The organism is Pseudomonas sp. IPO3778, assembly GCF_013386825.1.
Taxonomy (GTDB): Bacteria; Pseudomonadota; Gammaproteobacteria; order Pseudomonadales; family Pseudomonadaceae; genus Aquipseudomonas.
On the sequence record NZ_JACARC010000011.1, the window covers coordinates 65295 to 90395 of the forward strand.

Sequence of the window (25101 nt, forward strand, 5' to 3'; positions counted from 1 at the left end):
CCTTCTTTTATGCCCGCAGCGACAGCGGCGGCACAAATGACTCCAACTCATCCTCGACCGCCTCGATGATCCGCTCCACGTCGGCCGCGTTCATGACGGTGGCGCAGGGGATGCCGGCAATCGCGATCAGGGTTTCTCCGCTGGCGCGGTCGAACAGGCGGGCGATCATGCTGCCGGGAGCGTCCATGCTCGCCTCAAAGCCCATGGGATGAAAATGCCAGCGCATCAGCTGGCAGGCGTTGGGGAACGTTACTTTGTTCATATTGCCCACCTTGTTCATTGAGCGCTTCCTTTAGCTCGCTGCAGGGGCGCCATGACCGTCACTGGTCCTGGCCGTCGTGAGCACTAAAAATAGCATTCGTTCGTATCCGGTATGGGAGTTTTTTTATCCCGTTCGGCAGTTGTTTTCAGGAAGTTTGATGTAGGTCATGTCCTGCACGGCAATGGGCGAAAGGCCACTGGTCGGAAGTGCCAATTGGTCGTTGAGCCTGTGCCTGGAGTTGGGCAAGCTGCTTTTTTTTTAAGTTGGCTTAGAGTTTGCCATGCAAGACATCATTCCGGATGACCACCAGAACACCCAGACCACGGCCAAGTTGGTTCTGCGTCACCACCTGTGTTGGAGGGATAGAGACCTGGATGGGGTGATGTCCTACTACCACCCGGACATCCAGTACCACGATTTCTTCCAGAACCGCGTCGTGGGGGCAGAGGACCTGCGCGAGTATTTGCAAGCCAGCATGCCCCGTGGCGCCGATGAAGCCATCGAACACACCGACCGCATCCGCGCCGACGGCGACACCGCGTTCATCCAGTACCGCATTACCTTGCGCGGCGGCCAGGGCCTGGTGTCGTTTCGCACCAGCGAAGCCATCACCGTGCGTGACGGCCTGATCTGGCGTGTCAACGAATACGCGTCCCTGGTGCACGAACAGTCCGCCAGCCGCAGCGAGACCACACGCCCGACCGTCAGCCGCCTGGGCCTGTCGCCCCAGCAGTTGAGCTACATGGCCAACGACCTGCAACAGTACTTCCAGCGCCAGCAACCCTACCTGGACCCCGAGTTGGACCTGCAACGGGTGGCGAAGGAGTGCGGGTACAGCCGCAACCAGATGTCCTACCTGTTGAACCAGGTGCTGGGCCAAAGCTTTTACCGCTACGTCAACCAGGCGCGCCTGCAGCACCTGCTGGCAGCGCTGGACAACGCCACTCCGCCGATCCGCATCGACGAACTGGCGTTTGCTGCCGGCTTCAATTCAACGTCGGCGTTCTATAGCTGCTTCCGCCAGCACACTGGCCAGTCGCCCAAGGCCTACGTCAAACAAATTTCCCTGCGTGCACGCGCGCAAGACAGCCCCTGAGGCCAGGCTCTAGGATCACTGCCATCGAAGTGTGGTGGTGGAGCTTGGCATGCCTGCATGGCGCAATATCAGTTTATGGATGGACCAGCTGGACGAGCCGCTGGTGGCGCGCCCAGCCCTGGAGCACGACCTGGACGTCAACGTGGCCATTATCGGCGCCGGCTACACCGGGCTCTGGACCGCGTATTACCTGAAGCGCCAGGCCCCCGAGCTGAAGATCGCGATCATCGAAGCGCAAACCGCCGGGTTTGGAGCCTCGGGGCGTAACGGCGGCTGGCTGATGGGCAACCTGCTGGGGGAAGACCGGCTGCTGGCGGGGCTGTCCCCGGAGCAGCGCCGGGCCTCGTTTGACCTGCTGCACGCCATCCCCGATGAAGTGGCCCAGGTGATCGCGCGCGAAGGCATCGACTGCGACTACCGCAAGGGCGGCGTGCTGTATTGCGCCGCACGCTACCCCGAACAGGAAGCGAGCCTGCGGGCCTACCTGGCCAAACTCCACGCCCAGGGCCTGACCGACGACGATTACCGTTGGCTCGGCCCGCAGCAGTTGGCCGAACAGATCCGCATCGCCAAGCCGTATGGCGGTATCTACGCCCCCCACGTCGCCACCATCCACCCGGCCAAGCTGGTGCGGGGCCTGGCGCGGGTGGTGGAGCAGATGGGCGTCACGATCTACGAAAACAGCCCCGTGACCCACTGGCAGTCCGGCAGCCTGCGCACGGCCAACGCGTCGGTGCGCGCCTCATGGGTGGTGCCGGCGGTGGAGGGGTATGCCACGACCCTGGCGCCGCTGGGGCGCTATCAGTTGCCGGTGCAAAGCTTGATTGTCGCCACCGAACCGTTGCCGGCCAGCACCTGGGATGAGATCGGCCTGAACCGGGGCCAGGCGTTCGGCGAAAGCAGCCGGCAAGTCACCTACGGCCAGCGTTCAGCCGATAACCGCCTGGTGTTCGGTGCCCGTGGCGGTTATCAGTTTGCCGGCAAGCTGCGGCACAACTTCGACCTCACCGACAGCGAAATCGAGCTGCGTCGCTACCTGTTTGGCGAACTCTTCCCACAACTCAAGAAAGTTCGCATCACCCACGCCTGGGGCGGCAACCTCGGCATGTCCCGACGCTTCAAGCCCCACATGCTTTGCGATCACGCCGCGGGCATCGCCCTGGCCGGTGGTTATGGCGGTGAGGGCGTAGGGGCCAGCAACCTGGGCGGCCGCACCCTGGCCGACCTGATCCTGGGGCTCGACACGGAGCTGGTGCAGCAGCCGTGGGTGATCCAGCCGGGCCGGTTGGACGGCCTCAAGGCCTGGGAGCCGGAACCGTGCCGCTGGCTGGGCTACAACGCGATCATTCGCAGCTTTGCCCATGAAGACCAGGTGCTGGCCAACCCCAACACCGCGCCGTGGCGCCGTAAGTTGGCCAGCGGGGTTGCCGGGTTCATGGAAGGTTTCATGCACTAAGCCGTTTCAATCACCACAGGTATGAACATGAGCATTACCCAGTTCAAAGACACACTCAGCGCCCATTTGCCGGATTCCTCGCCCGTCGCGGTGCCGCTTGGCACGCCAGTGGCGGTGGCCTCGACCCTGAGCGTGGAGCGCAGCGACGGCGTCGAAACCGGCATCTGGGCATGCACGCCCGGGCGCTGGCGCCGGCAGATCGTGGCTCAGGAGTTTTGCCACTTTATCCAGGGACGTTGCACCTTCACCCCCGACAACGGGGAAATGCTCCACATAGAAGCCGGCGACGCACTGATGTTGCCGGCCAACAGCACGGGTATCTGGGACATCCAGGAAACCGTGCGCAAAACCTATGTATTGATCCTCTGATGCTTTGATCTTTGATCGCCTGCCATAAAAACAGCCCTAAAACCGCCAGGAAATCGAACCATGAGACCCATTGCCCTGTTGCCGCTGGTATTCGTCGCCACCCTCAGCCAAGCCGCCGAGACGGTGAAGATCTACAACTGGTCGGACTACATCGCCCCCGACACCACCAAGAACTTCGAGAAAGAAACCGGGATCGGCTTCACCTACGACGTGTACGACAGCAACGAAACCCTCGACGGCAAGTTGATGACCGGCAAATCCGGCTATGACGTGGTGTTTCCTTCCAACCACTTCATGGCCCGGCAGATCCAGGGCGGGGCGCTGAAGACACTCGACAAGAGCCAGTTGCCCAACTGGAAGAACCTCAACCCGGTGCTGCTCAAGGCCCTGGAAAACAACGACCCGGGCAACGCCCATGGCTTCCCGTACCTGTGGGGCAGCACCGGCATCGGCTACAACATCGACAAGGTCAAGGCCGTGCTGGGGGACAACGCCCCGGTGGATTCCTGGGACCTGATCTTCAAGCCCGAAAACATGAAAAAGCTGCAGAAGTGCGGCGTGGCGATCCTCGACAACGGCCCCGAACTGCTGCCGGCGGCGCTCAACTACCTGGGCCTGCCGCCCCACAGCAAAAAGCCTGAAGACTACAAAAAGGCCGAGGACCTGCTGATGAAAGTGCGGCCGTACGTGGCCTACTTCCACTCCTCGAAATACACCGCAGACCTGGCCAACGGCGACATCTGCGTGGCGGTCGGCTTCTCCGGCGACATCCTCCAGGCCGAAAGCCGCGCCAAGGAAGCCAAGAATGGCGTGAACATCGGCTACAACATTCCCAAGGAAGGCGCCGCCATCTGGTTCGACATGGTCGCCATGCCCGCCGATGCCCCGGATGAAAAATCCGGCTATGCGTTCATGAACTACCTGCTGCGCCCGGAAGTGATGGCCAGCATCACCAACTACGTGCACTACGCCAACGGCAACGCCGCGGCAGACAGCCTGGTGGACCCGGCGATCAAGAGCGACACCAAGGTGTACCCAAGTCCGGAAATGATGGGCAAGTTGTTTGCGCTGGAAGCGATGCCGCTGAACATCGACCGGGTTCGTACGCGGGTGTGGAACACGATTCGTACAGGTCGTTGAGTGGCAATATCTCGTTGATCGTTCCCACGCGCTGCGTGGGAATGCATCCTGTGACGCTCCGCGTCACGATTTAAGAAGGCTGTGCGAGTTCCCACTGTATTGATTCGGAGAGTTTCATTAGTTATTCGTCACACGGTGTTATACAAGCAGGCTGGAAAATACTTTTATTAGCGTGGAAAGTTCGTGACCGAAGTGGGGCGGCAATTACCCTGTTGACTGGCTGCTTTATTGAACTAAGGCAGCCGGTGCTACGCGGTGACTATTGCTCGCTGGCTTCATCAGGAAACTTCACGTTTAGATAAAAGGTAATTCATATGCTCGTAGAAAGTCTTCCCGTAGGCGGAACCTGGACCTACCCCGAACCCTCCAGCACGGCCCGCCCAACCTTGCGTGGTACAGACGCAAGCGAACGACTGGAGGCCAATCGTGGCCAGGATTCCGTCATTATCGGCGGCGGTGGTGGCGACCAACTCGTCGGGCATGTAGGCCGTAACAGTTTCAAGTATGAAAAGCCCACCGACTCACTGGCGAGTGACCCAGACCGGATTTTCAACTTTAATCCCAAAGACGACCGGCTTGATCTTTCGAAGATGCTCAAGAAGTTGAATATAACCCAAATCAAACGAACAGAAGGGCCGCCCCAACAGGTCGGGGATATGCAATTGACGTATTTGCGGCCCCAGGAAGTGGGCGTGCTGACGATTAAAGTAACGCCCGAAGGCGAGCACTTTGCTGTGCATGTCGACGGCGTTCATTTAACGGAAAAAAACATCAAGCTATTTAATAAACCCACGTAGACCCGGACCGTTTGCTGTTAGCGCTCAAGCATGACGTGCCGGGCTGCTCCGGCTTGAGCGCTGACCGGCTCAAGGGTTTTCCAGATCATGCCCCAACGACTGGATAAACAACGAAAACAGCTCCGGTTGTGACGAGATGTCCAGCTTGGCGTACAGATGCCGACGGTGAACCTTGACCGTGTCCGGCGAGATATTCAGCCGCTCGGCCATCGCTTTCGACGAAAACCCGCGCAGCACCAACCGCGCAATTTCCAGCTCCCGCTCCGACAACACCCCACTGCCAAAATGACTCAGCGCATCGCGAATCTGGCTGGCCATGGGGGCGGGTGCCGCTATCCGTTGGGTGCTTTGCTGCCAATGCTGCTGCATCAGCGGCAACACCCAGGCCGACAACGTAGTCATCAACCCCGTTTCCTCGGCGGTAAACAACCGCTGCATGCCCAACGACAGCGACAACGTCCCCGCACCGGGCAATTGCAGAATGAACTGCACCTCGTCTTCCAGCACGTTGTCGTGGAAATAATTGAGGAAGTATTCACTCTGGCGAAAGTGGTCCGGCGCGACTTCTTCCAGCCGGTACACACCACTGGCATAGCCTTCCCGGCAGGCCTGGAAAAACGGGTCGAGCAAGTACAAGCCATTGAGGTACACCAACATCGATGCCGGCTTGCTGCTCGGCTGCGCGTCGTATTCCTCCAGGGCCTGGGGCGGGCCGTCGGTGGGGTAGACGATGGCCAGGGCATTATCGAAAGGCAGGCATTGGTGCAACAACAGCACCAGTTGCTTCCAGAAACGCTCGGTGCCGATCTGCGCCACGGTGCGGCCCAGCCCCGCGTGCATGCCGACTTCCCTGAACAGGCTCATGTGCCGCTCCACACAAAGAATGAGGCCGCAAGGGTTCGACGTTTGCCCCGCGCCGTCAAGGGGAGTACTCCAATAGGGGAATTGGCCGCTCCAGGCACAGCGTTTAAGTTGGCCGTCAGTCAGCGGGGAACATACCCCGCGTCGCTTTGCCTTTTCGTTTCTGCCTCAAACCAAGAACAATCAAGAGGATAACGATATGAGTGCTCCTTCCACGCCCGACGGCGTGCTGAAACCCACCCTCAGCGTATTCGACGTGGTAGCCATCACCGTCTCGGCGGTCACCCCGGCCAGTTCAGTCTTCGTGATCGCACCGTTCGCCATCCAGCAGGCCGGCAGCGGGGTGTTCCTGGCCTTTGTGATGGCCGCGTTACTCGCGCTGATGTTCGCCTTTTGCTACGCCGAACTCGGCCGCGCCCACAACAGTGCCGGCGGTGAGTACGTGTACGCCAAGCGGGTGTTCGGCGGCATGGCCGGTTATGCGACGTTCCTTACGGTGCTGGTGATGTTGCTGTTTATCCCGCCGGTGCTGGCCACCGGCGCGGCAACTTACCTGAACAACGCCCTCGGCACACAATTCGACTCGCAGACCGTGGCCCTGGTGATCGTGGTGTGCAGCTACGCCCTGGGCATCCTGAATATCAAGCTCAATGCCTGGATCACCGGTACCTGCCTGCTGCTGGAAGTGGCGGCGTTGCTGGTGATTGTGTTTATCGGCTTCGGCAACCCGGTGCAGCCGGTCAGCGTGTTGTTGCAACCGCAAATCGTCGAGAACGGCCTGTTGCACCTGGCGCCCTGGGCCCTGGTGATTGGCGCCGTCGGCATTGGCCTGTTCTCCTTCAATGGCTATGGCCCGGCCGTGTTGCTGGCGGAAGACATGAAGTGCGGCGGCAAGGGCGTGCACAAGGCGGTGCTCTGGTCCCTGGGACTGGTGGTGGTGATTGAGCTGGTGCCGATCACCGCACTCTTGATCGGTGCGCCGTCCCTCAGCGCGATGATCAGCAGCCCCGACCCGATCGGCTACCTGTTGACCAGTCACGGCAATGAAACCCTGTCGCGCCTGGTCAGTGCCGGGATCTTCCTGTCGGTGTTCAACGCCATCGTCGCCATCGTGATCCAGATTGGCCGGGTGGTGTTCAGCAGCGGCCGCGATGCGCTGTGGACGCCGACCATCAATAAGCTGTTCACCCGGATTCATCCACGCTGGGATTCACCGTGGTTGGCTACGCTGTTCCTGGCGGTGCCTTCGGCGTTGCTCAGCTTCAGTTCCAACCTGGCGGACCTGACGTCCTTCAGCGTGCTGCTGATCATGCTGGTGTACCTGATCGTCGCGTTGAGCGCGTTGATGAGCCGGGTACTGCTGCGTGACCGTGAGCACCCGTATCGCATGCCGTTGTGGCCGGTGCCGGCCTTGCTGGCGGTGCTGGGCGCCGGCTACCTGTTGGTGACCTTGGCGATTGCTGCCTCGGTTCGCGACATCATGATTATCATCGGCCTGCTGGCGCTGTCGGTGATCCTGTATTGCATCAGTGGCCGGTTGAGTCCGGCGTTTCAGAAATTGTAAGGAGTGGTTATGCGCGCACGTCAATTGGGCATCACGTTGGGGCTGGGCACGCCCGGTGAGTTGAATGCCATCACCGACGTTCCAGGGGTTCGGGTCGGTCACAGCACGATCAAGGCCTGCATCAATGGCAAACAGGTGCGTACCGGTGTGACGGCGATTCAGCCCCGGCCCGGTGCCGCGCGGTATCAGCCGTGTTTCGCCGGCTACCACGTGCTCAACGGCAATGGTGACGCCACCGGCCTTGAGTGGATCAGCGAGTCGGGTTTGTTGACCACGCCGTTGGCAATCACCAACACCCACAGCATCGGCATTGTGCGCGACACGCTGATCGCCCTGGAGCGCGAAAGCCTGGCAGACCCGGCGGTGTACTGGTGCATGCCGGTGGTGATGGAGACCTACGACGGGTTGCTCAACGATATCTGGGGCCAGCACGTCGGCCCGGAGCATGTGCGCGAGGCGTTGGCCAACGCTGAAACCGGGCCGGTGGCGGAGGGCGCCGTGGGCGGTGGCACCGGGATGATCTGCCATGAGTTCAAAGGGGGCATTGGCACCGCGTCGCGGCGGCTGTCGGCGGAGCAGGGCGGCTGGACCGTGGGCGTGCTGGTGCAGGCCAACCATGGCAAACGCCAGGAGTTGCGGGTGGACGGGTACCCGGTAGGCCGGCAGTTGATGGACATCCCGTCACCGTTTGCCGATCGCGGTACACCCGGCATGGGCTCCATCGTGGTGATCATCGCCACCGATGCGCCGTTGTTGCCCCATCAATGCCAGCGCCTGGCACAGCGGGCGTCCATCGGCATTGCACGCACCGGCGGTGGTACTGAGGATTCCAGCGGGGACCTGTTCCTGGCGTTCGCCACCGGCAATCAGGATTTGCCGGTGGCCGATTACGGGCGCAAGGGTTTGCCCCTCAGCACGCGGCTGGACATGGTAAATAACGACCACATTTCGCCGTTGTTTAGCGCGGCGGCGGAGGCCGTGGAGGAAGCGATCATTAATGCGATTCTGGCCGGCGAAGAAATGACCACCGACCACGGTGTGCGGGTACCGGCACTGGACGCGCAAACACTCCTGCAGGCACTGCGCCAAACCGGCTGGCGCTATCAATAAATAGATTAAGTCTTGTCCCGGTAATACGGGACAAGTACTTAGATGGTGGCCATTCAATACTAGCAATGACACGGTGACACTTTCTTAGTGCACCTCAATCAATACTTTGGATCCATTCTTAATAAAATGCCTTTAGGAGTATTTAATATTTAAATAGCTGGATTTTTATAACGGCTTATTTGCCAGTGTTTGCAGGTTTTGTTCGCTTGGCCAACTTTTCCCTTGGATAAAAAGCGCTGGACGAATGATTTCAGGTTGTGTCAGTTTTCTTTCGCCTTCAAAAGGGGCGAGTGATCGGACTTACTCGCCAGAGTGGGTCCTGTCGGACAAAAACTGTTCCACTTGCAAACAAGGAAGTACGTTTATGTCAAAAGTAAAAGACAAAGCTATTGTATCGGCGGCTCAAGCAAGTACTGCCTATACGCAAATCGATAGCTTTAGCCATCAATATGACCGCGGCGGCAACCTCACGGTCAATGGCAAACCGTCCTACACCGTTGACCAGGCAGCCACCCAGTTGCTGCGTGACGGCGCCGCCTACCGTGACTTCGACGGCAACGGCAAGATCGACCTGACCTACACCTTCCTGACCTCGGCCTCCTCGAGCACCATGAACAAACATGGCATCTCCGGGTTCAGCCAATTCAACGCCCAGCAGAAAGCACAGGCCGCACTGGCCATGCAATCCTGGTCGGACGTGGCCAATGTCACCTTCACCGAGAAGGCTTCCGGCGGCGACGCCCACATGACCTTCGGCAACTACAGCGGTGGCCAGGACGGCGCTGCCGCGTTCGCTTACCTGCCAGGCACCGGCGCGGGCTATGACGGCACCTCGTGGTACCTGACCAACAACAGCTACACGCCGAACAAGACCCCGGACCTGAACAACTATGGCCGGCAGACCCTGACCCACGAGATCGGCCACACCCTGGGCCTGGCTCACCCTGGCGACTACAACGCCGGGAACGGCAACCCGACCTACAACGACGCGACCTATGGACAGGACACGCGCGGCTACAGCGTCATGAGCTACTGGAGCGAGAGCAACACCAACCAGAACTTCAGCAAAGGCGGGGTGGAAGCCTATGCGTCCGGCCCGCTGATCGACGACATCGCCGCGATCCAGAAGCTCTACGGCGCCAACTACAACACTCGCGCCGGCGACACCACCTACGGCTTCAACTCCAACACCGGGCGTGATTTCCTCAGCGCCACGTCATCAGCCGACAAGCTGGTGTTCTCGGTGTGGGACGGTGGCGGCAACGACACCCTGGACTTTTCCGGTTTTACCCAAAACCAGAAGATCAACCTCAATGAGGCCTCGTTCTCCGACGTTGGCGGCCTGGTGGGCAACGTTTCCATCGCCAAGGGCGTGACCGTCGAGAACGCGTTCGGCGGATCGGGCAACGACCTGCTGATCGGTAACGCGGCAGCCAACGTCCTCAAGGGCGGTGCCGGCAACGACATCCTCTACGGCGGTGGCGGTGCAGACCAGTTGTGGGGCGGCGCAGGCAACGACACCTTCGTGTTCGGTGCCAGCTCGGACTCCAAGCCAGGTGCGGCCGACAAGATCTTCGACTTCACCTCGGGCTCGGACAAGATCGACCTCACCGGCATCACCAAAGGTGCGGGCTTGACCTTCGTCAATGCCTTCACCGGTCACGCCGGCGATGCGGTGCTGTCCTACGCCTCGGGTACCAACCTGGGCACCTTGGCCGTGGACTTCTCCGGGCACGGCGTGGCGGATTTCCTCGTCACCACCGTTGGCCAGGCAGCGGTCAGCGACATCGTGGCCTGATTCACGGGTAAAGGAGGGCGGCGCACACGCGCTGCCCTCTGCCCTTGCATCCACCCCTTGAACGGGCGAAGGTGATGACGTTATTTCGCAGTACAGTGGCCTGGTGTACCCAGGTGTTGCTTATGTCGGCAGGAGCCACAGCAATGGCAAGCAGTCTGGTTTTACCTACGTCGGCGCAGTTGGCCGGGCATTGGGCGTTGCACCAGCAAGAGCAGGTGTGTGCGCTGGATTTGATTGAACAGGCCAACGCGCTCGGCGGTGATGTAGCGTGCGCCGGACAATGGCTGGGGGAAGCGCCCGTTAGTTGGACGCCGACTCCCGACGGTATCTGGTTGATGAATGCCGAGGGCACGGGCATTACCCATTTGAATCGCCAGAAAGAAGGCGAGTATCAGGGGCACGCCAAATCCGGTGCCGTGTTGTTATTACAGCGCGCACCCGAGTAGTGGGTTATATCGATATAACTTAAGTTTTAATGTTTGCCCGTCCCTTAATGGGGCGCTTGGCAAACTATTGCGCGTCATTCGGCTCAGGGAAGATCAGGCAACATGGCGAAGACCACTCCCGTTGCACCCTTGTTCAAAGCACTCGGCGACTACAAAAGTATTCTGATCAGTATTGGCTGCTTCACGGCATTGATTAACGTATTAATGCTGGTGCCCTCGATTTATATGTTGCAAGTCTACGACCGCGTGCTGTCTTCACAGAACGAAACCACCCTGGTGATGTTGACGCTGATGGTGGTGGGCTTCTTCGCGTTTATCGGTGTGCTGGAAGTGATCCGCAGTTTTATCGTGATCCGCATTGGCAGCCAGTTGGAGCGGCGTTTCAACCTGCGGGTGTACAAGGCCGCCTTCGAACGCAACCTGCAACGGGGTGAAGGTCACGGCGGGCAATCCCTGGGGGACTTGACCCACATCCGCCAGTTCATCACCGGGCCTGCGCTGTTCGCGTTTTTCGACGCGCCGTGGTTTCCGATTTACCTGTTTGTGATCTTCCTGTTCAACGTGTGGCTGGGGGTGTTGGCCAGCGCCGGGGCGGTGCTGCTGATCGGGCTGGCGTGCCTCAACGAGTACCTGACCAAAAAGCCCCTGGGTGAAGCCAGCGGGTATTCCCAGCAATCCACTCAATTGGCCACCAGCCACCTGCACAACGCCGAAACCATCCAGGCGATGGGCATGCTCGGTGCGTTGCGCAAGCGCTGGTTCAAGGTGCATTCGCAGTTCCTGGGCTTGCAGAACAAGGCCAGCGACACCGGTTCGATCATCAGTTCCCTGAGTAAATCCCTGCGCCTGTGCTTGCAATCGCTGGTGCTGGGCCTGGGCGCGTTGCTGGTGATCAAGGGCGACATGACGGCGGGGATGATGATCGCCGGCTCGATCCTGATGGGCCGGGTGTTGAGCCCCATCGACCAGTTGATCGCCGTGTGGAAACAATGGAGTTCGGCCAAGCTGGCCTATCAGCGTCTGGACAGCCTGATGCGTGAGTTCCCGCCCCAGGGCGAACAGATGGCCTTGCCGGCGCCCAAGGGCCAGGTAAGTTTCGAGCAGGTCAGCGCCGGCCCGCCCGGGCGGCGTGTGCCGACCTTGCATCAGGTCAGCTTCAACCTGGCGGCCGGTGATGTGCTCGGCGTACTGGGTGCATCCGGCTCCGGCAAGTCGACCCTGGCCCGTGTGCTGGTGGGCGTGTGGCCCACCCTGGCGGGCACCGTGCGCCTGGACGGTGCTGACATCCATCGCTGGGACCGTGACGACCTCGGCCCGCATATCGGCTACTTGCCCCAGGACATCGAACTGTTCAGCGGCAGCATCGCCGACAACATTGCACGCTTTCGCGAAGCCGACCCCCAGTTAGTGGTGCAGGCTGCCCAGCAAGCCGGCGTGCACGAACTGATCCTGCGGCTGCCCCATGGCTACGACACCGTGCTCGGCGACGAAGGCAGTGGCCTGTCCGGTGGCCAGAAACAACGGGTCGCCCTGGCCCGTGCGTTGTATGGCGGCCCGCGGCTGATCGTACTGGATGAGCCCAACTCCAACCTCGACACCGTGGGCGAAGCCGCCCTCGCCAGCGCGATCATGCAGATGAAGGCCCAGGGCAGCACGGTGGTGCTGGTGACTCACCGTTCTTCAGCGCTGGCCCAGGCCGACAAACTGCTGGTGCTTAACGAAGGCCGCTTGCAGGCCTTCGGCCCCAGCCAGGACGTGCTGCGGGCACTGTCCGGCCAGCGAGAACAGCCTAACGGTAGGAGCGAGCTTGCTCGCGAAAGTCGTTAACGATGACGTGGGCATCCTGAATCAACGCGGCGCCCTCAGGTTCTTCGCGAGCAAGCTCGCTCCTACAGTTTTTCATCAAGCCGCAAGGATCAGGCGCATGAGCAGCGACAGCAGCATTCAAATCAATCGCGATTACGAACAGACTCACCCCGAACACGACGCCCGTTTCTTTGCCCGCATGGGCTGGCTGCTGACGGTGGTCGGTGCGGGTGGTTTCTTCCTGTGGGCCAGCCTGGCGCCGCTGGACCAGGGCATTCCGGTACAAGGCACGGTGGTGGTCTCGGGCAAGCGCAAGGCGGTGCAAACCCTGAGCCCCGGCGTGGTCAGCCGGATTTTGGTGCGTGAAGGCGAGGCGGTGAAGCAGGGCCAGCCGCTGTTCCGCCTCGACCAGACACAAAACCAGGCCGACGTGCAGTCCCTGCAAGCCCAGTACCGCATGGCCTGGGCCAGCGTGGCGCGCTGGCAGAGCGAGCGTGATAACCAATCGACCATCACTTTCCCGGCGGAGCTGAGCGGTAACCCGGATCAAGCCTTGGCATTGGTCCTGGAAGGCCAGCGCCAACTGTTCAGCAGCCGCCGCGAAGCCTTTGCCCGGGAACAGGCCGGGATTCGCGCCAACATCGAAGGCGCCACCGCCCAACTCAACGGCATGCGCCGCGCCCGCAGCGACCTGACCGCCCAGGCCCAATCCCTGCGGGACCAGTTGAGCAACCTGCAACCCCTGGCCGACAACGGCTACATCCCGCGCAACCGGCTGATGGAGTACCAGCGGCAACTGTCCCAGGTGCAACAGGACCTGGCGCAGAACACCGGCGAAAGCGGCCGGGTGGAGCAGGGCATCCTTGAGTCACGCCTCAAGTTGCAACAGCACAGCGAGGAGTACCAGAAGGAAGTCCGCAGCCAGTTGGCCGACGCCCAACTGCGCAGCCTGACCCTGGAGCAGCAGCTGACCTCCGCGGGTTTCGACCTGCAGCACAGCGAGATCAATGCGCCGGCGGATGGCATCGCCGTCAATTTGGGCGTGCACACCGAAGGCGCCGTGGTGCGTTCCGGTGAAACCCTGCTGGAAATCGTGCCCCAGGGCACGCGCCTGGAGGTGGAAGGGCATTTGCCGGTGCACCTGGTGGACAAGGTCGGCACCCACTTGCCGGTGGACATCCTCTTCACCGCCTTCAACCAGAGCCGCACGCCCCGGGTGCCGGGGGAGGTGAGCCTGATCTCCGCCGACCAGATGCTCGATGAAAAAACCGGCATGCCTTACTACGTGCTGCGCACCACCGTCAGCAGCAGCGCCCTGGAGAAACTCCATGGCCTGGTGATCAAGCCGGGGATGCCCGCCGAGATGTTTATCCGCACCGGCGAGCGCTCCTTGCTTAACTACCTGTTCAAGCCGCTGCTGGACCGCGCCGGCTCGGCGTTGACCGAGGAATGAACATGAAACCGATGTTCATCGCCTTGCTACTCGCCTGCAGCAGCGCCCAGGCCGCCATGGGGCCGTTCGATGTCTACGAACAGGCCCTGCGCAACGACCCGGTGTTCCTCGGCGCCATCAAGGAGCGTGATGCCGGCCTGGAAAACCGCACCATTGGCCGCGCCGGCCTGCTGCCCAAGCTGTCGTACAACTACAACAAGGGCCGCAACAACTCCCAGGCCACGTTGCCGGACGGCCGTGGCGGCAATTATCACGATGACCGCAACTACAACAGCTACGGCTCCACCTTCACCCTGCAACAGCCGCTGTTCGACTACGAGGCCTATGCCAACTACCGCAAGGGCGTGGCCCAGGCGCTGTTTGCCGACGAGAGTTTTCGCGACAAGAGCCAGGCGCTGCTGGTGCGGGTACTGAGCTATTACACCCAGGCATTGTTTGCCCAGGACCAGATCGAGATTGCCCGCGCCAAAAAGAAGGCATACGAGCAGCAGTTCCAGCAGAACCAGCACCTGTTCCAACAGGGCGAAGGCACCCGCACCGATATCCTGGAAGCGGAATCCCGCTACGAGTTGGCCACCGCCGAGGAAATCCAGGCGCTGGATGAGCAGGACGCCTCGCTGCGGGAGCTGGGTGCGCTGATCGGCGTGCAAAGCGTCAACATCCACGACCTGGCCCCGCTGAACCCGGGGTTTGCCGCCTTCACCCTGACGCCGGCCAACTACGACACCTGGCACGAACTCGCCCTGACCAACAACCCGACCCTGGCCTCACAACGCCAGTCCCTGGAAGTGGCGCGCTATGAAGTGGAGCGCAACCGTGCCGGGCACTTGCCGCGGGTGACGGCCTACGCCAGTTCGCGGCAGCAGGAATCCGACAGCGGCAACACCTACAACCAGCGCTACGACACCAACACCATCGGCGTGGAGATCAGCATGCCGCTGTACGCCGGTGGCGGCGTCTCGGCGTCCACCCGCCAAGCCAGTCGTGCGATGGAGCAGGCCGAGTACGAGCTGGAGGGCAAGACCCGGGAAACCCTGATTGAACTGCGTCGCCAGTTCAGTGCCTGCCTGTCGGGCGTCAGCAAGCTGCGCGCCTACCAAAAGGCCCTGACTTCGGCGGAAGCGCTGGTGGTGTCCACCAAGCAAAGCATCCTCGGCGGGGAGCGGGTCAACCTCGATGCATTGAACGCCGAGCAGCAGCTGTACAGCACCCGTCGCGACCTGGCCCAGGCGCGGTACGACTACCTGATGGCCTGGACCAAATTGCATTACTACGCAGGCAACTTGCGCGACACCGACCTGGCCAAGGTGGATGAGGCGTTTGGCCCTATGAGCCGCTGATGCCTGGATGAGTATTGCTGGGTGCAAGGGGGCTTTTGGGGTGGGGGAGCTTGTTGTGGTGGAGGGAGCTTGCTGTGGTGGAGGGAGCTTGCTGTGGTGGGGGAGCTTGCTGTGGTGAGGGAGCTTGCTGTGGTGAGGGAGCTTGCTGTGGTGAGGGAGCTTGCTGTGGTGGGGGAGCTTGCTGTGGCGAGGGAGCTTGCTCCCGCTGGAGTGCGTAGCGCTCCCGCTTTTTTTGGGGCCGCTACGCAGCCCAGCGGGAGCAAGCTCCCTCGCCACAGCAAGCTCCCTCGCCACAGGTGGCAGCCTCGCTACAGGTATTTCAACAATAAGAAAAAGGACTTTTCATGATCACTGATTCACCTCGTTTCAAACCCTTCACCGCAGGCTCCTTGCTGCTGCTGTCCGTGGCGGCCCACGGGCAGTACCTCGAAACCGGCAAACCGGGCGATCCCGCCAGTTGGCGTTCGGCCGAGTTCCAGAGCGACTGGGGCCTGGAGCGTATGAAAGCCAACGAGGCCTACGCCAGCGGTATCACCGGCAGTGGTGTGAAGATCGGCGCGCTGGACTCGGGTTTTGACCCCAACCATCCTGAAGCCTCAAAAGACCGTTATCACGCGGTCACCGCCAGCGGCACCTACGTCGATGGCAGCCCGTTCAGCACCACCGGTGCCCTCAACCCCAACAACGATTCCCACGGCACCCACGTGACCGGCACCATGGGCGCGGCCCGTGATGGCGTGGGCATGCACGGCGTGGCGTACAACGCGCAGATCTACGTCGGCAACACCAACGCCAACGACAGTTTTCTGTTTGGTCCCACACCGGACCCCAAGTATTTCAAGGCGGTGTACAGCGCCCTGGTGGATTCCGGCGTGCGCGCGATCAATAACAGCTGGGGCAGCCAGCCCAAGGACGTCAGTTACCAGACCCTGGGCGACCTGCACGCGGCCTATGCCCAGCATTACAACCAGAACACTTGGCTCGACGCCGCCGCCGAGGTGGCCAAGGCCGGGGTGATCAACGTGTTCAGCGCCGGCAACAGCGGCTATGCCAACGCCAGCGTGCGTTCGGCCTTGCCGTATTTCCAGCCGGAACTGGAAGGCCACTGGCTGGCGGTGTCGGGCCTGGACAAGGCGAATAACCAGAAATACAACCAGTGTGGCATCGCCAAGTACTGGTGCATTTCCACGCCGGGGGCGTTGATCAATAGCACCATCCCGGAGGGCGGTTATGGGGTGAAATCCGGCACGTCGATGTCGGCGCCCCACGCGACGGGCGCATTGGCGCTGGTGATGGAACGCTACCCGTACCTGAACAACGAACAGGCCTTGCAAGTGTTGTTGACCACCGCCACACAGCTCAACGGCGCGGTCACTGACGCACCCACCGCCCAGGTCGGCTGGGGCGTGCCGGACCTTGGCCGGGCCATGCACGGGCCCGGGCAATTGCTGGGGCAGATGAATGTGACGTTGGCAGCCGGGCAGGGCGACGTGTGGAGTAACGGAATCTCCGACAAGGCGCTGATCCAGCGTCAGGCCGAAGACAGCGCCGAAACCCTGGCCTGGCAGCAAACCTTGCGGGACAAGGGCTGGGAAAACGGCGTGGGAGCCGGTGCGAGTCAGCAGGACCAGACCGACTATGCCGTTGGCACTGCCCGTGCGGCGGCAGCGGCCCAGCGTATCTATGAAGGCAGCCTGATCAAATCCGGCGCGGGCAGCCTGCTCCTGACGGGTGATAACACCTACCGTGGCCCGACCACCGTGAATGGCGGTCGTCTGTCGGTGAACGGCTCACTCACCTCTGCGGTAACGGTCAATGACAGCGGCACGTTGGGCGGCTCCGGGCGTATCGCGTCGTTGCAGGTGAATAACGGCGGCACCGTGGCGCCGGGCAATTCCGTGGGCACCTTGCAGGTGGCCGGGGATGTGACCCTCGCCGCCGGCTCCACCTACGCAGTCGAACTCACCCCTACCAGCAGCGACCAGATCGTCGCCACCGGCAAGGCCACCCTCGGCGGCGGCACCGTCACCCTGGCCCTGGAAAACAGCCCGACCCTGCTCAGCCAGCAACAGGCCGAGAGCCTGGTGGGGCGCCAGTACACCATCCTGCAGGCGGCGGGCGGAATCCAGGGCCAGTTCGGAGCCGTGCTGCCCAACTACGTGTTCCTGGGCGGCACGCTGGACTATGCTGCCAACGGCGTGCAACTGGCCATTGCCCGCAGTGACGCGAGTTTCGCCAGCGTCGGTGCCACTCGTAACCAGCGTTCGGTGGCGGCCGCTGCCGAGCAACTGGGCGCCGGCAACCCGGTGTATGAAAGCATCCTGCGTTCGGACTCACTGGCCACGGCGCAACAGGGCTTCCAGCAACTGTCCGGGGAAATCTACCCGGCCATCGGCACGATGTTGATCAATGACAGCCGCCAGGTGCGCGACGCCGTGGGCGAGCGCCTGCGCCATACGCCGGTGACCGGTGAAAGCAATGTGTGGGTCAAGGCGCTCGGCAGCTGGGGCAAGACCGACAGCCGCAGCGAAACCGCGGGCTACACCAGCTCCCTGGGCGGCATGCTGGCCGGTGTCGACGGCGCCCTGGACGAGCAGACCCGGGCCGGGCTGGTGGCCGGTTACAGCGACAGCTCCCTGAACATGGGCAGCGGCACCCACTCCTCGGGGTCCATCGACAGTTACCACCTTGGTGCCTATGCCGGCCATGAGCTCGGCAACTGGCGCCTGAGCCTCGGTGGCGCCTACAGCTGGCATCGCGGTGACGTGAAACGCGACTTGCAGTACGGCGAGGTCAGCGGCAAGCAGAAGGCCAAGCTGGATGCACGCAGCGCCCAGGTATTTACCGAGGCGGCCAACCGTTTGAACCTGCCAGCGGTGGCGCTGGAGCCGTTCGCCAACCTGGCGTACGTGCACCTGGACAACGAACGCTTTCACGAGAAAGGCGACGCCGCGGCGCTGGCGCGTGGCAGTGACAGCCGCGACGCGGTGCTCAGCACCCTGGGCCTGCGGGCGTCGAAAACCATGCCCCTCAATGACCGGCAGCAACTGGACGTTTCCGGTTCGTTGGGCTGGCAGCACAGCCTGAGCGCCGTTGAATCCGAGGAGCACCTGGCGTTTGTCGCCGGTGGGCCCTCGTTCGCGGTGCAAAGCTCGCCGTTGATGCGCGATGCCGCACTGGTGGGGGTGCAGGCCAGCCTGGCGTTGAGCAAAACCACGCGGGTCAACCTCGACTACACGGGCCAATTGGCGGGCAGGGAGAAAATCCAGGGCGTGGGGTTGAGCCTGAACTGGCAGTTCTAAACGGTACGCCACCTTCATGCAGGAGCGAGCTTGCTCGCGAAAAACCTGAAGGCAGCACAGTTATCCAGAAAGCCCGAGTCATCGTTAACGACCATCGCGAGCAAGCTCGCTCCTACAAGGAAGTCCACCGTGAAAACACCAAAACGAGGGTTTCAATCCGCCATCCCAACAGGCCCGGGCTACCCGCTCAAGGCCCTGAGTGGCGTGCCATACGGCGCGTTGCTGTGTTGCCTGGCCAGCCTGGGTACCGCCCAGGCCGCACCCTACGTGGAAACCGGGAAGCTGGGGGACGCTGCCAGTTGGCGCAGCAATGAATTCAAGGCCGATTGGGGCCTGGGCGCCGTGCATGCAGACGCTGCCTACGCCGCCGGCTACACCGGCAAGGGCGTGAAGCTGGGGATTTTCGACCAGCCGGTGTATGCCCAGCATCCGGAATTCGCCAGCCCCGGCAAAGTGGTCACGATCGTGACCGAAGGCATTCGCCAATACACCGACCCGTACATTCCGGTGAAGGCCGGGGATGTCTTTCGCTACGACGGCACGCCGTCCCTGGGCTCCAACGGCAAGCTGGGCAATCATGGCACCCACGTCGGCGGCATTGCGGCGGGCAATCGCGATGGCGGGCCGATGCATGGCGTGGCGTTCGATGCGCAAATCATCAGCGCCGAAAACGGTGACCCGGGCCCTGAAGACGGGATCATCCTGGGCAACGACGGCGCGGTGTACAAAGCCGGTTGGGATGCGCTGGTGGCCAGCGGCGCGCGCATCATCAACAACAGCTGGGGCATCGGGATTGGTGACCAGTACGCCAAGGGCGGCCGAGATCCGGCGTTCCCCAACTTCACGGTCAATGAGGCGCAGGCCCAGTTCAATAACATCCGGCCGATCCTCGGCACGATCGCAGGCGGCGCTTATCAGGGCGCGATCGATGCAGCCCGCAGCGGCGTGCTGACGATCTTCGCCGCCGGTAACGACTACAACCGCAACAACCCGGATGCGATTTCGGGCCTGGCCTACTTCGTGCCCGAGATCGCCCCCAACTGGTTGTCGGTGGCGGCCTTGCAGCAGAACCCCGACACCGCCAGCGCCGATCCTTACGTGATCAGCACCTTCTCCTCACGCTGCGGTTATGCCGCGAGCTTTTGCGTTGCGGCGCCTGGCACCAGGATCTACAGCTCGGTGATCAACGGCACCACCCTGGAGAACCTGACCACCGACTACGCCAACTTCAACGGCACCTCCATGGCCGCGCCCCATGTGGCCGGCAGCGCGGCAGTGCTGATGGAGCGCTTCCCTTACATGAGTGGCGACCAGATTTCCACACTGCTCAAAACCACCGCCACCGACCTCGGCGCACCGGGCATCGACTCGCTGTACGGCTGGGGCATGATCAACCTGGGCAAGGCCATTAACGGCCCGGGGATGTTTGTGACGGCTGAGGATATTCCGGCCGAGTTTCGTATCGACGGCGCCTACGGCTCCGGCCAATTCGTCGCGGACCTGCCAGGGATGGGCGCCGTGGTGGATGCCGGTAAACCGACCCAGCGTACCTGTACCGACGTGCATTGCGGGCTGGACGTGTGGAGCAACGACATTTCCGGGCATGGCGGCCTGACCAAGCAGGGCATGGGTGCATTGGTGCTGACCGGTACCAACACCTACAGCGGCCCGACCCTGGTCAATCAAGGGTTGCTGGCAATCAATGGTTCGATCACCTCCGACGTCACCGTGGGCAGCAGCGGGGTGGTGGGCGGTTCCGGGCACATCGGTTCACTCACGGCCAACAGCGGCGGTACCGTGGCGCCGGGCAATTCCATTGGCACGCTGAACGTGGCAGGGGATGTGAGCTTTGCAGCCGGCTCCACCTATGCGGTGGAGCTGTCGGCCACCAACAGCGATCGCATCGTCGCCGGTGGCAAGGCCACCCTCGGCGGCGGCACGGTGACCCTGGCCCTGGAAAACAGCCCGACACTGCTGACCCAGACCCAGGCTGAAAGCCTGATCGGGCGCCAATACAACATCCTTCAGGCCGCCGGCGGCATTACCGGCAGCTTCGGTTCGGTGCTGCCCAACTACCTGTTTCTCGGCGGCACCCTGAACTATGCCGCCAACGGCGTGCAACTGGATGTGGCGCGCAACGCCAACACCTTCGCCAGCGTGGCGGCCACCCCGAATCAACGCTCGGTTGCTGCAGCTGCCGAGCAGTTGGGTGCCGGTAACGCTGTGTATGAAAGCCTGTTGTCGGCGCCGAACGCGACCTCGGCCCAAGGCGCGTTCCAACAGCTGTCCGGGGAAATCTACCCGGCGCTGGAAACCGCGCTGGTCAATGACAACCGCTACCTGCGCGAAGCCGTGGGCGAGCGTTTGCAGCAAGGGGAAATGGGGGCGTCGACCCAGACTGTCGACAGCCGCGGCAACGTCTGGGTCAAGGCCCTCGGCGCCTGGGGCAAGACCGACAGCCGCAGCGACACCGCAGGCTACACCACCTCCATCGGCGGCATGCTGGCGGGTGTGGACGGCGCGCTGGATGAAGACACCCGTTTGGGGTTGGTGGCGGGTTACAGCGACACGTCGCTGAATATGGGCTCAGACACCCATTCCCGGGCGTCGGTCGACAGCTATCACCTGGGCGCCTATGCCGGGCATGAGATGGGTGCCCTGCGTTTGAGCGGTGGTGCGACCTACAGCTGGCACCGCGCCGATGTGAAGCGCGAACTGCAATACGGTGAAGTCACCGGCAAGCAGAAAGCCAAGGTGGATGCCCGTAGCACCCAAGTGTTCACCGAAGCGGCGTATCGCTTGAACCTGCAACCCCTGGCCCTGGAACCGTTCGCCAACCTGGCCTATGTGCATCTGGATGCTGACGGGTTTACCGAGAAGGGTGATGCGGCGGCGTTGAAGGGCGGGGATGACAGCCGGGATCTGGTGTTGAGCACCCTGGGTGTAAGGGCGCTGAAAACCTTGAATGTGTCCGATCACCAGACATTGGAGCTTTCCGGCACGTTGGGCTGGCAGCACAACCTGAGCAGTGTTGACTCCGAACGCCACCTGGCATTTGCGTCGGGGAGCCCGTCGTTCTCCGTGGAGAGTTCGCCTATGGTGCGCGATGCGGCCTTGGTAGGCGCGCGGGTCAGCCTGGCCTTGAGCAAGGATGCGAAGGTGAATCTGGATTACAACGGCCTGCTGGCCAGCAAGGAGAAAGTCCATGGTGTGGGTTTGAGCCTGGACTGGGCTTTCTAAACACCGCAGGTCGAAATGTGGGAGTGGGTTTGCTGTGGTGAGCGGGCTTGCCCCGCGTTGGGCTGCGAAGCAGCCCCATCAATCTGTGGTGAACCCGACGGGGGACAAGCCCCCTCACCACAGCAAGCCCGCTCCCACATTGATCCAGCTCCAATCGTCAATTTGTGCAGATTCGGCTTTCTCGACAATTCCAACAAAAGAGAGGCAATACCATGGGTGTCTTTGACTATAAGAACCTCGGGACCGAGGGCTCCAAAGCGTTGTTCGCCGATGCCATGGCGATCACGTTGTATTCCTACCACAACCTGGATAACGGCTTTGCCGTGGGCTACCAGCACAACGGGTTTGGCCTGGGGCTGCCGGCGACCCTGGTGGGTGCGTTGCTGGGCAGCACCGATTCCCAAGGGGTGATTCCGGGGATTCCCTGGAACCCTGACTCGGAAAAGGCCGCCCTCGATGCGGTGCACAAGGCCGGCTGGTCACCCATCAGCGCCAGCACCCTGGGTTACAGCGGCAAGGTGGATGCCCGGGGTACGTTTTTCGGCGAAAAAGCCGGCTATACCACCGCTCAGGTGGAAGTGCTGGGCAAGTACGATGGCGATGGCAAGCTGCTGGAAATCGGCATTGGTTTTCGCGGCACGTCCGGGCCCAGGGAAACCTTGATCAGCGATTCCATCGGTGATTTGGTCAGCGACCTGCTGGCGGCGCTGGGGCCGAAGGATTACGCGAAGAACTACGCGGGCGAAGCCTTTGGCACCTTGCTCAAGGATGTCGCGGCCTATGCCGGCAGTCATGGCCTGACGGGCAAGGACGTGGTGGTCAGCGGCCATAGCCTGGGCGGCCTGGCGGTCAACAGCATGGCCGACTTGAGCGGCCATAAATGGTCGGGGTTCTACACCGATTCCAACTACGTGGCCTACGCTTCGCCAACCCAGAGCAGCGGCGACAAGGTGCTGAACATCGGCTACGAAAACGACCCGGTATTTCGCGCCCTGGATGGCTCGTCGTTCAATTTCTCGTCCCTGGGTGTGCACGACAAACCCCATGAATCGACCACCGACAATATCGTGAGCTTTAACGACCACTACGCGTCGACGTTGTGGAATGTCCTGCCGTTTTCCATCGTCAATGTGCCGACCTGGATTTCCCATCTGCCCACGGCGTATGGGGACGGCATGACCCGCGTCCTCGACTCGGCGTTCTACGACCTGACCAGCCGGGACTCGACGATTATCGTGGCCAACCTGTCTGACCCGGCCCGGGCCAACACTTGGGTGCAGGACCTCAACCGCAACGCCGAGCCTCACAAGGGCAATACGTTCATCATCGGCAGCGACGGCAATGACCTGATTCAGGGGGGCAAGGGCGTGGATTTCATCGAGGGCGGCAAGGGCAATGACACGATCCGCGATAACAGCGGGCATAACACCTTTCTGTTCAGCGGGCAGTTTGGGCAGGACCGGGTGATTGGCTATCAGCCCACCGACAAGCTGGTGTTCCGGGACGTGGAGGGCAGTGCCGACTGGCGTGAGCACGCCAAGGGGGTGGGGGGCGATACGGTGCTGAGTTTCGGCGCGGAGTCGGTGACGTTGGTGGGGGTTGGATTGGCCGGGATTTGGGGCGATGGGATTTCCATCAGCTAAGTAACGCTGCTGTTGTGGCGAGGGAGCTTGCTCCCGCTGGACTGCGTAGCAGGCCCATTTTTGGGGCTGCTTCGCGCCCCAGCGGGAGCAAGCTCCCTCACCACAGGGTTAGTCAGTGTTTCCATCAGCTGATTTTGGTGCTGTTTTTGTGGCGAGGGAGCTTGCTCTCGCTGGACTGCGTAGCAGGCCCATTTTTGGGGCCGCTTCGCGCCCCAGCGGGAGCAAGCTCCCTCGCCACAGGGTTAGTCAGCGTCTGGGGAGGGGTTATCTCCAGTAGTGGCCGTGGTTCCAGTACGGGCGGTGGGGTTGGCCGTAGCCATAGCCGTAGTAATGACCTTGCGGCCAGTAGCCTCGCGGGCCGTAGCCGTAGCCGTAACCCCAATGGCCGTAATAGCGCGGGCCGGGAGGAGGTTGCACGATCACCACGCGCGCTGGCGCCTGGCGGATGATGAGGGTGTCGGCAAACACCGGCGTACTCGCCAATGCAGCCCACATCACGGGAATGAGTAGCAGAGCGCGCACCGCTCGGGACATGAATGCCATGGCCATGGTTCTCCGTCGTACCGCTTTCGAAGGTGAAGGCGGTTGATCGGTTAAACGCGGGGGCGGGGGAAATCCTTCGGTAAAACTTTGTTTATTTTTGTGCAGGCCGATGGTCGGCGGCGGTGGCTGAAAAACCCGGTATCGCGACGGATTCCCGGGACCCGGCACGTTCAAGGGTTACCCACCCTTGAGGAGTCGATCATGTCGCGCCTTGGATTGATGCTGTGTGCCGTGCTGCTGCTGGGCTTGAGCGGTTGCGTGGTGTCGCCTGGCTATTGCTGCTACCGGCCTTATTACCACGCGTACTCCCCGTACTATCACCCGTATTACCATGCCTACTACCGGCCGTATTACCGGTACTGATCAGCCAGGAAGGTGAGAGTTGGATCGTTCCCGCGCTCTGCGTGGGAATGCCGCCCCGGACGCTTTGCGTCCAACGGGCAACGCGCGGTTCACGTCTTGCGCGGTGGTGACGCGGAGCGTCACAGGATGCATTCCCACGTAGAACGTGGGAACGATTGCAAAAAAAACCGCGCTATTGCGCGGTTTTTTTATTTCTCCTTGATCACGGTGGCGACGTCACCGGCCTTGACCCGTACGTGCTTGCCGGCGATGTCGGTGAACTCGTAGAACCCGTCGGCGGTTTTTGCGTTCGGTACGTCCTTGGTCAAGTATTGGGTGCCATTCTGCAAGGTCACCACGGTCTGCGTGGAGCAACCGGCCAATACCAGTAACGTGAACATACCCAGTGCCAGACCCAAATTCTTCATACTCATAACCTTACCTTGACCCTTCGAAAACCCCGCGCCTGAGCGGTCGGGGGGAAACAAAATTAATCTGACTGACAGCCATCTGATCATTATTACGCAAAAAGT

20 protein-coding genes are annotated in these 25101 nt (G+C 61.8%); 16 read left to right on the plus strand and 4 right to left on the minus strand.

From position 1 onward, the window contains the following. Positions 1-7: 7 nt before the first annotated feature. Entirely contained in the window at positions 8-280 is a 273-nt protein-coding gene (locus HX855_RS03505; RefSeq protein ID WP_003217129.1) for a DUF1652 domain-containing protein, read from the minus strand. 262 nt (positions 281-542) lie between these two features. Here HX855_RS03505 and HX855_RS03510 point away from each other — a divergent pair, with 262 nt between their 5' ends. The 5 genes from HX855_RS03510 to HX855_RS03530 all read left to right on the plus strand — a co-directional run bounded on the left by HX855_RS03510 (position 543) and on the right by HX855_RS03530 (position 5120). Further along, a complete protein-coding gene (locus tag HX855_RS03510; protein ID WP_177084963.1) occupies positions 543-1358 on the plus strand; it encodes an AraC family transcriptional regulator in 816 nt (271 codons plus the stop codon). A 49-nt stretch (positions 1359-1407) separates the two neighbouring features. After that, positions 1408-2814 carry an FAD-binding oxidoreductase gene (locus HX855_RS03515; protein ID WP_177084965.1) on the plus strand — a complete coding sequence of 469 codons (1407 nt, stop codon included), beginning with the start codon at positions 1408-1410 and terminating at the stop codon, positions 2812-2814. A 27-nt stretch (positions 2815-2841) separates the two neighbouring features. Then, positions 2842-3183: a cupin domain-containing protein gene (locus HX855_RS03520; RefSeq protein WP_177084967.1), complete on the plus strand. Its 342-nt coding sequence runs from the start codon at positions 2842-2844 to the stop codon at positions 3181-3183. A 60-nt stretch (positions 3184-3243) separates the two neighbouring features. Further along, entirely contained in the window at positions 3244-4323 is a 1080-nt protein-coding gene (locus tag HX855_RS03525) for a polyamine ABC transporter substrate-binding protein (RefSeq protein ID WP_177084969.1), read from the plus strand. Between the two features lie 314 nt (positions 4324-4637). Beyond that, a complete protein-coding gene (locus HX855_RS03530; RefSeq protein ID WP_177084971.1) occupies positions 4638-5120 on the plus strand; it encodes a M10 family metallopeptidase C-terminal domain-containing protein in 483 nt (160 codons plus the stop codon). A gap of 69 nt (positions 5121-5189) precedes the next feature. Here the strand turns inward: HX855_RS03530 and HX855_RS03535 are convergent, their stop codons facing one another. Further along, positions 5190-5984 carry a helix-turn-helix transcriptional regulator gene (locus HX855_RS03535; RefSeq protein ID WP_177084973.1) on the minus strand — a complete coding sequence of 265 codons (795 nt, stop codon included), beginning with the start codon at positions 5982-5984 and terminating at the stop codon, positions 5190-5192. A 196-nt stretch (positions 5985-6180) separates the two neighbouring features. On the opposite strand from HX855_RS03535, the gene HX855_RS03540 reads away from it, so the two are divergent. The 10 genes from HX855_RS03540 to HX855_RS03585 all read left to right on the plus strand — a co-directional run bounded on the left by HX855_RS03540 (position 6181) and on the right by HX855_RS03585 (position 23683). Next, positions 6181-7545, plus strand: a complete 1365-nt coding sequence (locus tag HX855_RS03540) for an APC family permease (RefSeq protein ID WP_177084975.1) — start codon at positions 6181-6183, stop codon at positions 7543-7545. Between the two features lie 9 nt (positions 7546-7554). Further along, positions 7555-8655: a P1 family peptidase gene (locus HX855_RS03545; RefSeq protein ID WP_177084977.1), complete on the plus strand. Its 1101-nt coding sequence runs from the start codon at positions 7555-7557 to the stop codon at positions 8653-8655. A gap of 364 nt (positions 8656-9019) precedes the next feature. Beyond that, positions 9020-10453: a serralysin family metalloprotease gene (locus HX855_RS03550; protein ID WP_177084979.1), complete on the plus strand. Its 1434-nt coding sequence runs from the start codon at positions 9020-9022 to the stop codon at positions 10451-10453. 74 nt (positions 10454-10527) lie between these two features. Continuing rightward, positions 10528-10899, plus strand: a complete 372-nt coding sequence (locus HX855_RS03555; RefSeq protein ID WP_177084981.1) for an AprI/Inh family metalloprotease inhibitor — start codon at positions 10528-10530, stop codon at positions 10897-10899. Between the two features lie 102 nt (positions 10900-11001). Then, the gene (locus HX855_RS03560) at positions 11002-12726 is read left to right on the plus strand and encodes a type I secretion system permease/ATPase (protein WP_177084983.1); all 1725 of its coding nucleotides are present in this window, start codon (positions 11002-11004) and stop codon (positions 12724-12726) included. 97 nt (positions 12727-12823) lie between these two features. Further along, a complete protein-coding gene (locus HX855_RS03565) occupies positions 12824-14158 on the plus strand; it encodes an HlyD family type I secretion periplasmic adaptor subunit (protein ID WP_177084985.1) in 1335 nt (444 codons plus the stop codon). A 2-nt stretch (positions 14159-14160) separates the two neighbouring features. Then, positions 14161-15498 carry a TolC family outer membrane protein gene (locus HX855_RS03570; protein WP_177084987.1) on the plus strand — a complete coding sequence of 446 codons (1338 nt, stop codon included), beginning with the start codon at positions 14161-14163 and terminating at the stop codon, positions 15496-15498. A 344-nt stretch (positions 15499-15842) separates the two neighbouring features. Continuing rightward, entirely contained in the window at positions 15843-18800 is a 2958-nt protein-coding gene (locus HX855_RS03575; RefSeq protein WP_177084989.1) for an autotransporter serine protease, read from the plus strand. 129 nt (positions 18801-18929) lie between these two features. Continuing rightward, on the plus strand, positions 18930-22040 hold the full coding sequence (locus tag HX855_RS03580; RefSeq protein WP_177084991.1) for an autotransporter serine protease: 3111 nt from the start codon (positions 18930-18932) through the stop codon (positions 22038-22040). A gap of 212 nt (positions 22041-22252) precedes the next feature. Next, on the plus strand, positions 22253-23683 hold the full coding sequence (locus HX855_RS03585) for a lipase (RefSeq protein WP_177084993.1): 1431 nt from the start codon (positions 22253-22255) through the stop codon (positions 23681-23683). Between the two features lie 264 nt (positions 23684-23947). On the opposite strand, the gene HX855_RS03590 is transcribed toward HX855_RS03585, so the two are convergent. Continuing rightward, a complete protein-coding gene (locus HX855_RS03590; RefSeq protein WP_256352976.1) occupies positions 23948-24232 on the minus strand; it encodes a hypothetical protein in 285 nt (94 codons plus the stop codon). A 195-nt stretch (positions 24233-24427) separates the two neighbouring features. On the opposite strand from HX855_RS03590, the gene HX855_RS03595 reads away from it, so the two are divergent. Further along, positions 24428-24589 (plus strand): hypothetical protein, encoded by a 162-nt coding sequence (locus HX855_RS03595; RefSeq protein WP_177084997.1) that lies wholly within the window; start codon positions 24428-24430, stop codon positions 24587-24589. A 188-nt stretch (positions 24590-24777) separates the two neighbouring features. Here HX855_RS03595 and HX855_RS03600 read toward each other — a convergent pair whose 3' ends face one another. Continuing rightward, on the minus strand, positions 24778-25002 hold the full coding sequence (locus HX855_RS03600; RefSeq protein WP_177085000.1) for a YgdI/YgdR family lipoprotein: 225 nt from the start codon (positions 25000-25002) through the stop codon (positions 24778-24780). Positions 25003-25101 lie beyond the last annotated feature (99 nt).

Bases quoted from the DNA above. Each gene is read 5' to 3' on its own strand.
- HX855_RS03505 (WP_003217129.1), bottom strand. From the start codon at position 280: ATGAACAAGGTGGGCAATATGAACAAAGTAACGTTCCCCAACGCCTGC.
- HX855_RS03510 (WP_177084963.1), top strand. From the start codon at position 543: ATGCAAGACATCATTCCGGATGACCACCAGAACACCCAGACCACGGCC.
- HX855_RS03515 (WP_177084965.1), top strand. From the start codon at position 1,408: ATGCCTGCATGGCGCAATATCAGTTTATGGATGGACCAGCTGGACGAG.
- HX855_RS03520 (WP_177084967.1), top strand. From the start codon at position 2,842: ATGAGCATTACCCAGTTCAAAGACACACTCAGCGCCCATTTGCCGGAT.
- HX855_RS03525 (WP_177084969.1), top strand. From the start codon at position 3,244: ATGAGACCCATTGCCCTGTTGCCGCTGGTATTCGTCGCCACCCTCAGC.
- HX855_RS03530 (WP_177084971.1), top strand. From the start codon at position 4,638: ATGCTCGTAGAAAGTCTTCCCGTAGGCGGAACCTGGACCTACCCCGAA.
- HX855_RS03535 (WP_177084973.1), bottom strand. From the start codon at position 5,984: ATGAGCCTGTTCAGGGAAGTCGGCATGCACGCGGGGCTGGGCCGCACC.
- HX855_RS03540 (WP_177084975.1), top strand. From the start codon at position 6,181: ATGAGTGCTCCTTCCACGCCCGACGGCGTGCTGAAACCCACCCTCAGC.
- HX855_RS03545 (WP_177084977.1), top strand. From the start codon at position 7,555: ATGCGCGCACGTCAATTGGGCATCACGTTGGGGCTGGGCACGCCCGGT.
- HX855_RS03550 (WP_177084979.1), top strand. From the start codon at position 9,020: ATGTCAAAAGTAAAAGACAAAGCTATTGTATCGGCGGCTCAAGCAAGT.
- HX855_RS03555 (WP_177084981.1), top strand. From the start codon at position 10,528: ATGACGTTATTTCGCAGTACAGTGGCCTGGTGTACCCAGGTGTTGCTT.
- HX855_RS03560 (WP_177084983.1), top strand. From the start codon at position 11,002: ATGGCGAAGACCACTCCCGTTGCACCCTTGTTCAAAGCACTCGGCGAC.
- HX855_RS03565 (WP_177084985.1), top strand. From the start codon at position 12,824: ATGAGCAGCGACAGCAGCATTCAAATCAATCGCGATTACGAACAGACT.
- HX855_RS03570 (WP_177084987.1), top strand. From the start codon at position 14,161: ATGAAACCGATGTTCATCGCCTTGCTACTCGCCTGCAGCAGCGCCCAG.
- HX855_RS03575 (WP_177084989.1), top strand. From the start codon at position 15,843: ATGATCACTGATTCACCTCGTTTCAAACCCTTCACCGCAGGCTCCTTG.
- HX855_RS03585 (WP_177084993.1), top strand. From the start codon at position 22,253: ATGGGTGTCTTTGACTATAAGAACCTCGGGACCGAGGGCTCCAAAGCG.
- HX855_RS03590 (WP_256352976.1), bottom strand. From the start codon at position 24,232: ATGGCCATGGCATTCATGTCCCGAGCGGTGCGCGCTCTGCTACTCATT.
- HX855_RS03595 (WP_177084997.1), top strand. From the start codon at position 24,428: ATGTCGCGCCTTGGATTGATGCTGTGTGCCGTGCTGCTGCTGGGCTTG.
- HX855_RS03600 (WP_177085000.1), bottom strand. From the start codon at position 25,002: ATGAGTATGAAGAATTTGGGTCTGGCACTGGGTATGTTCACGTTACTG.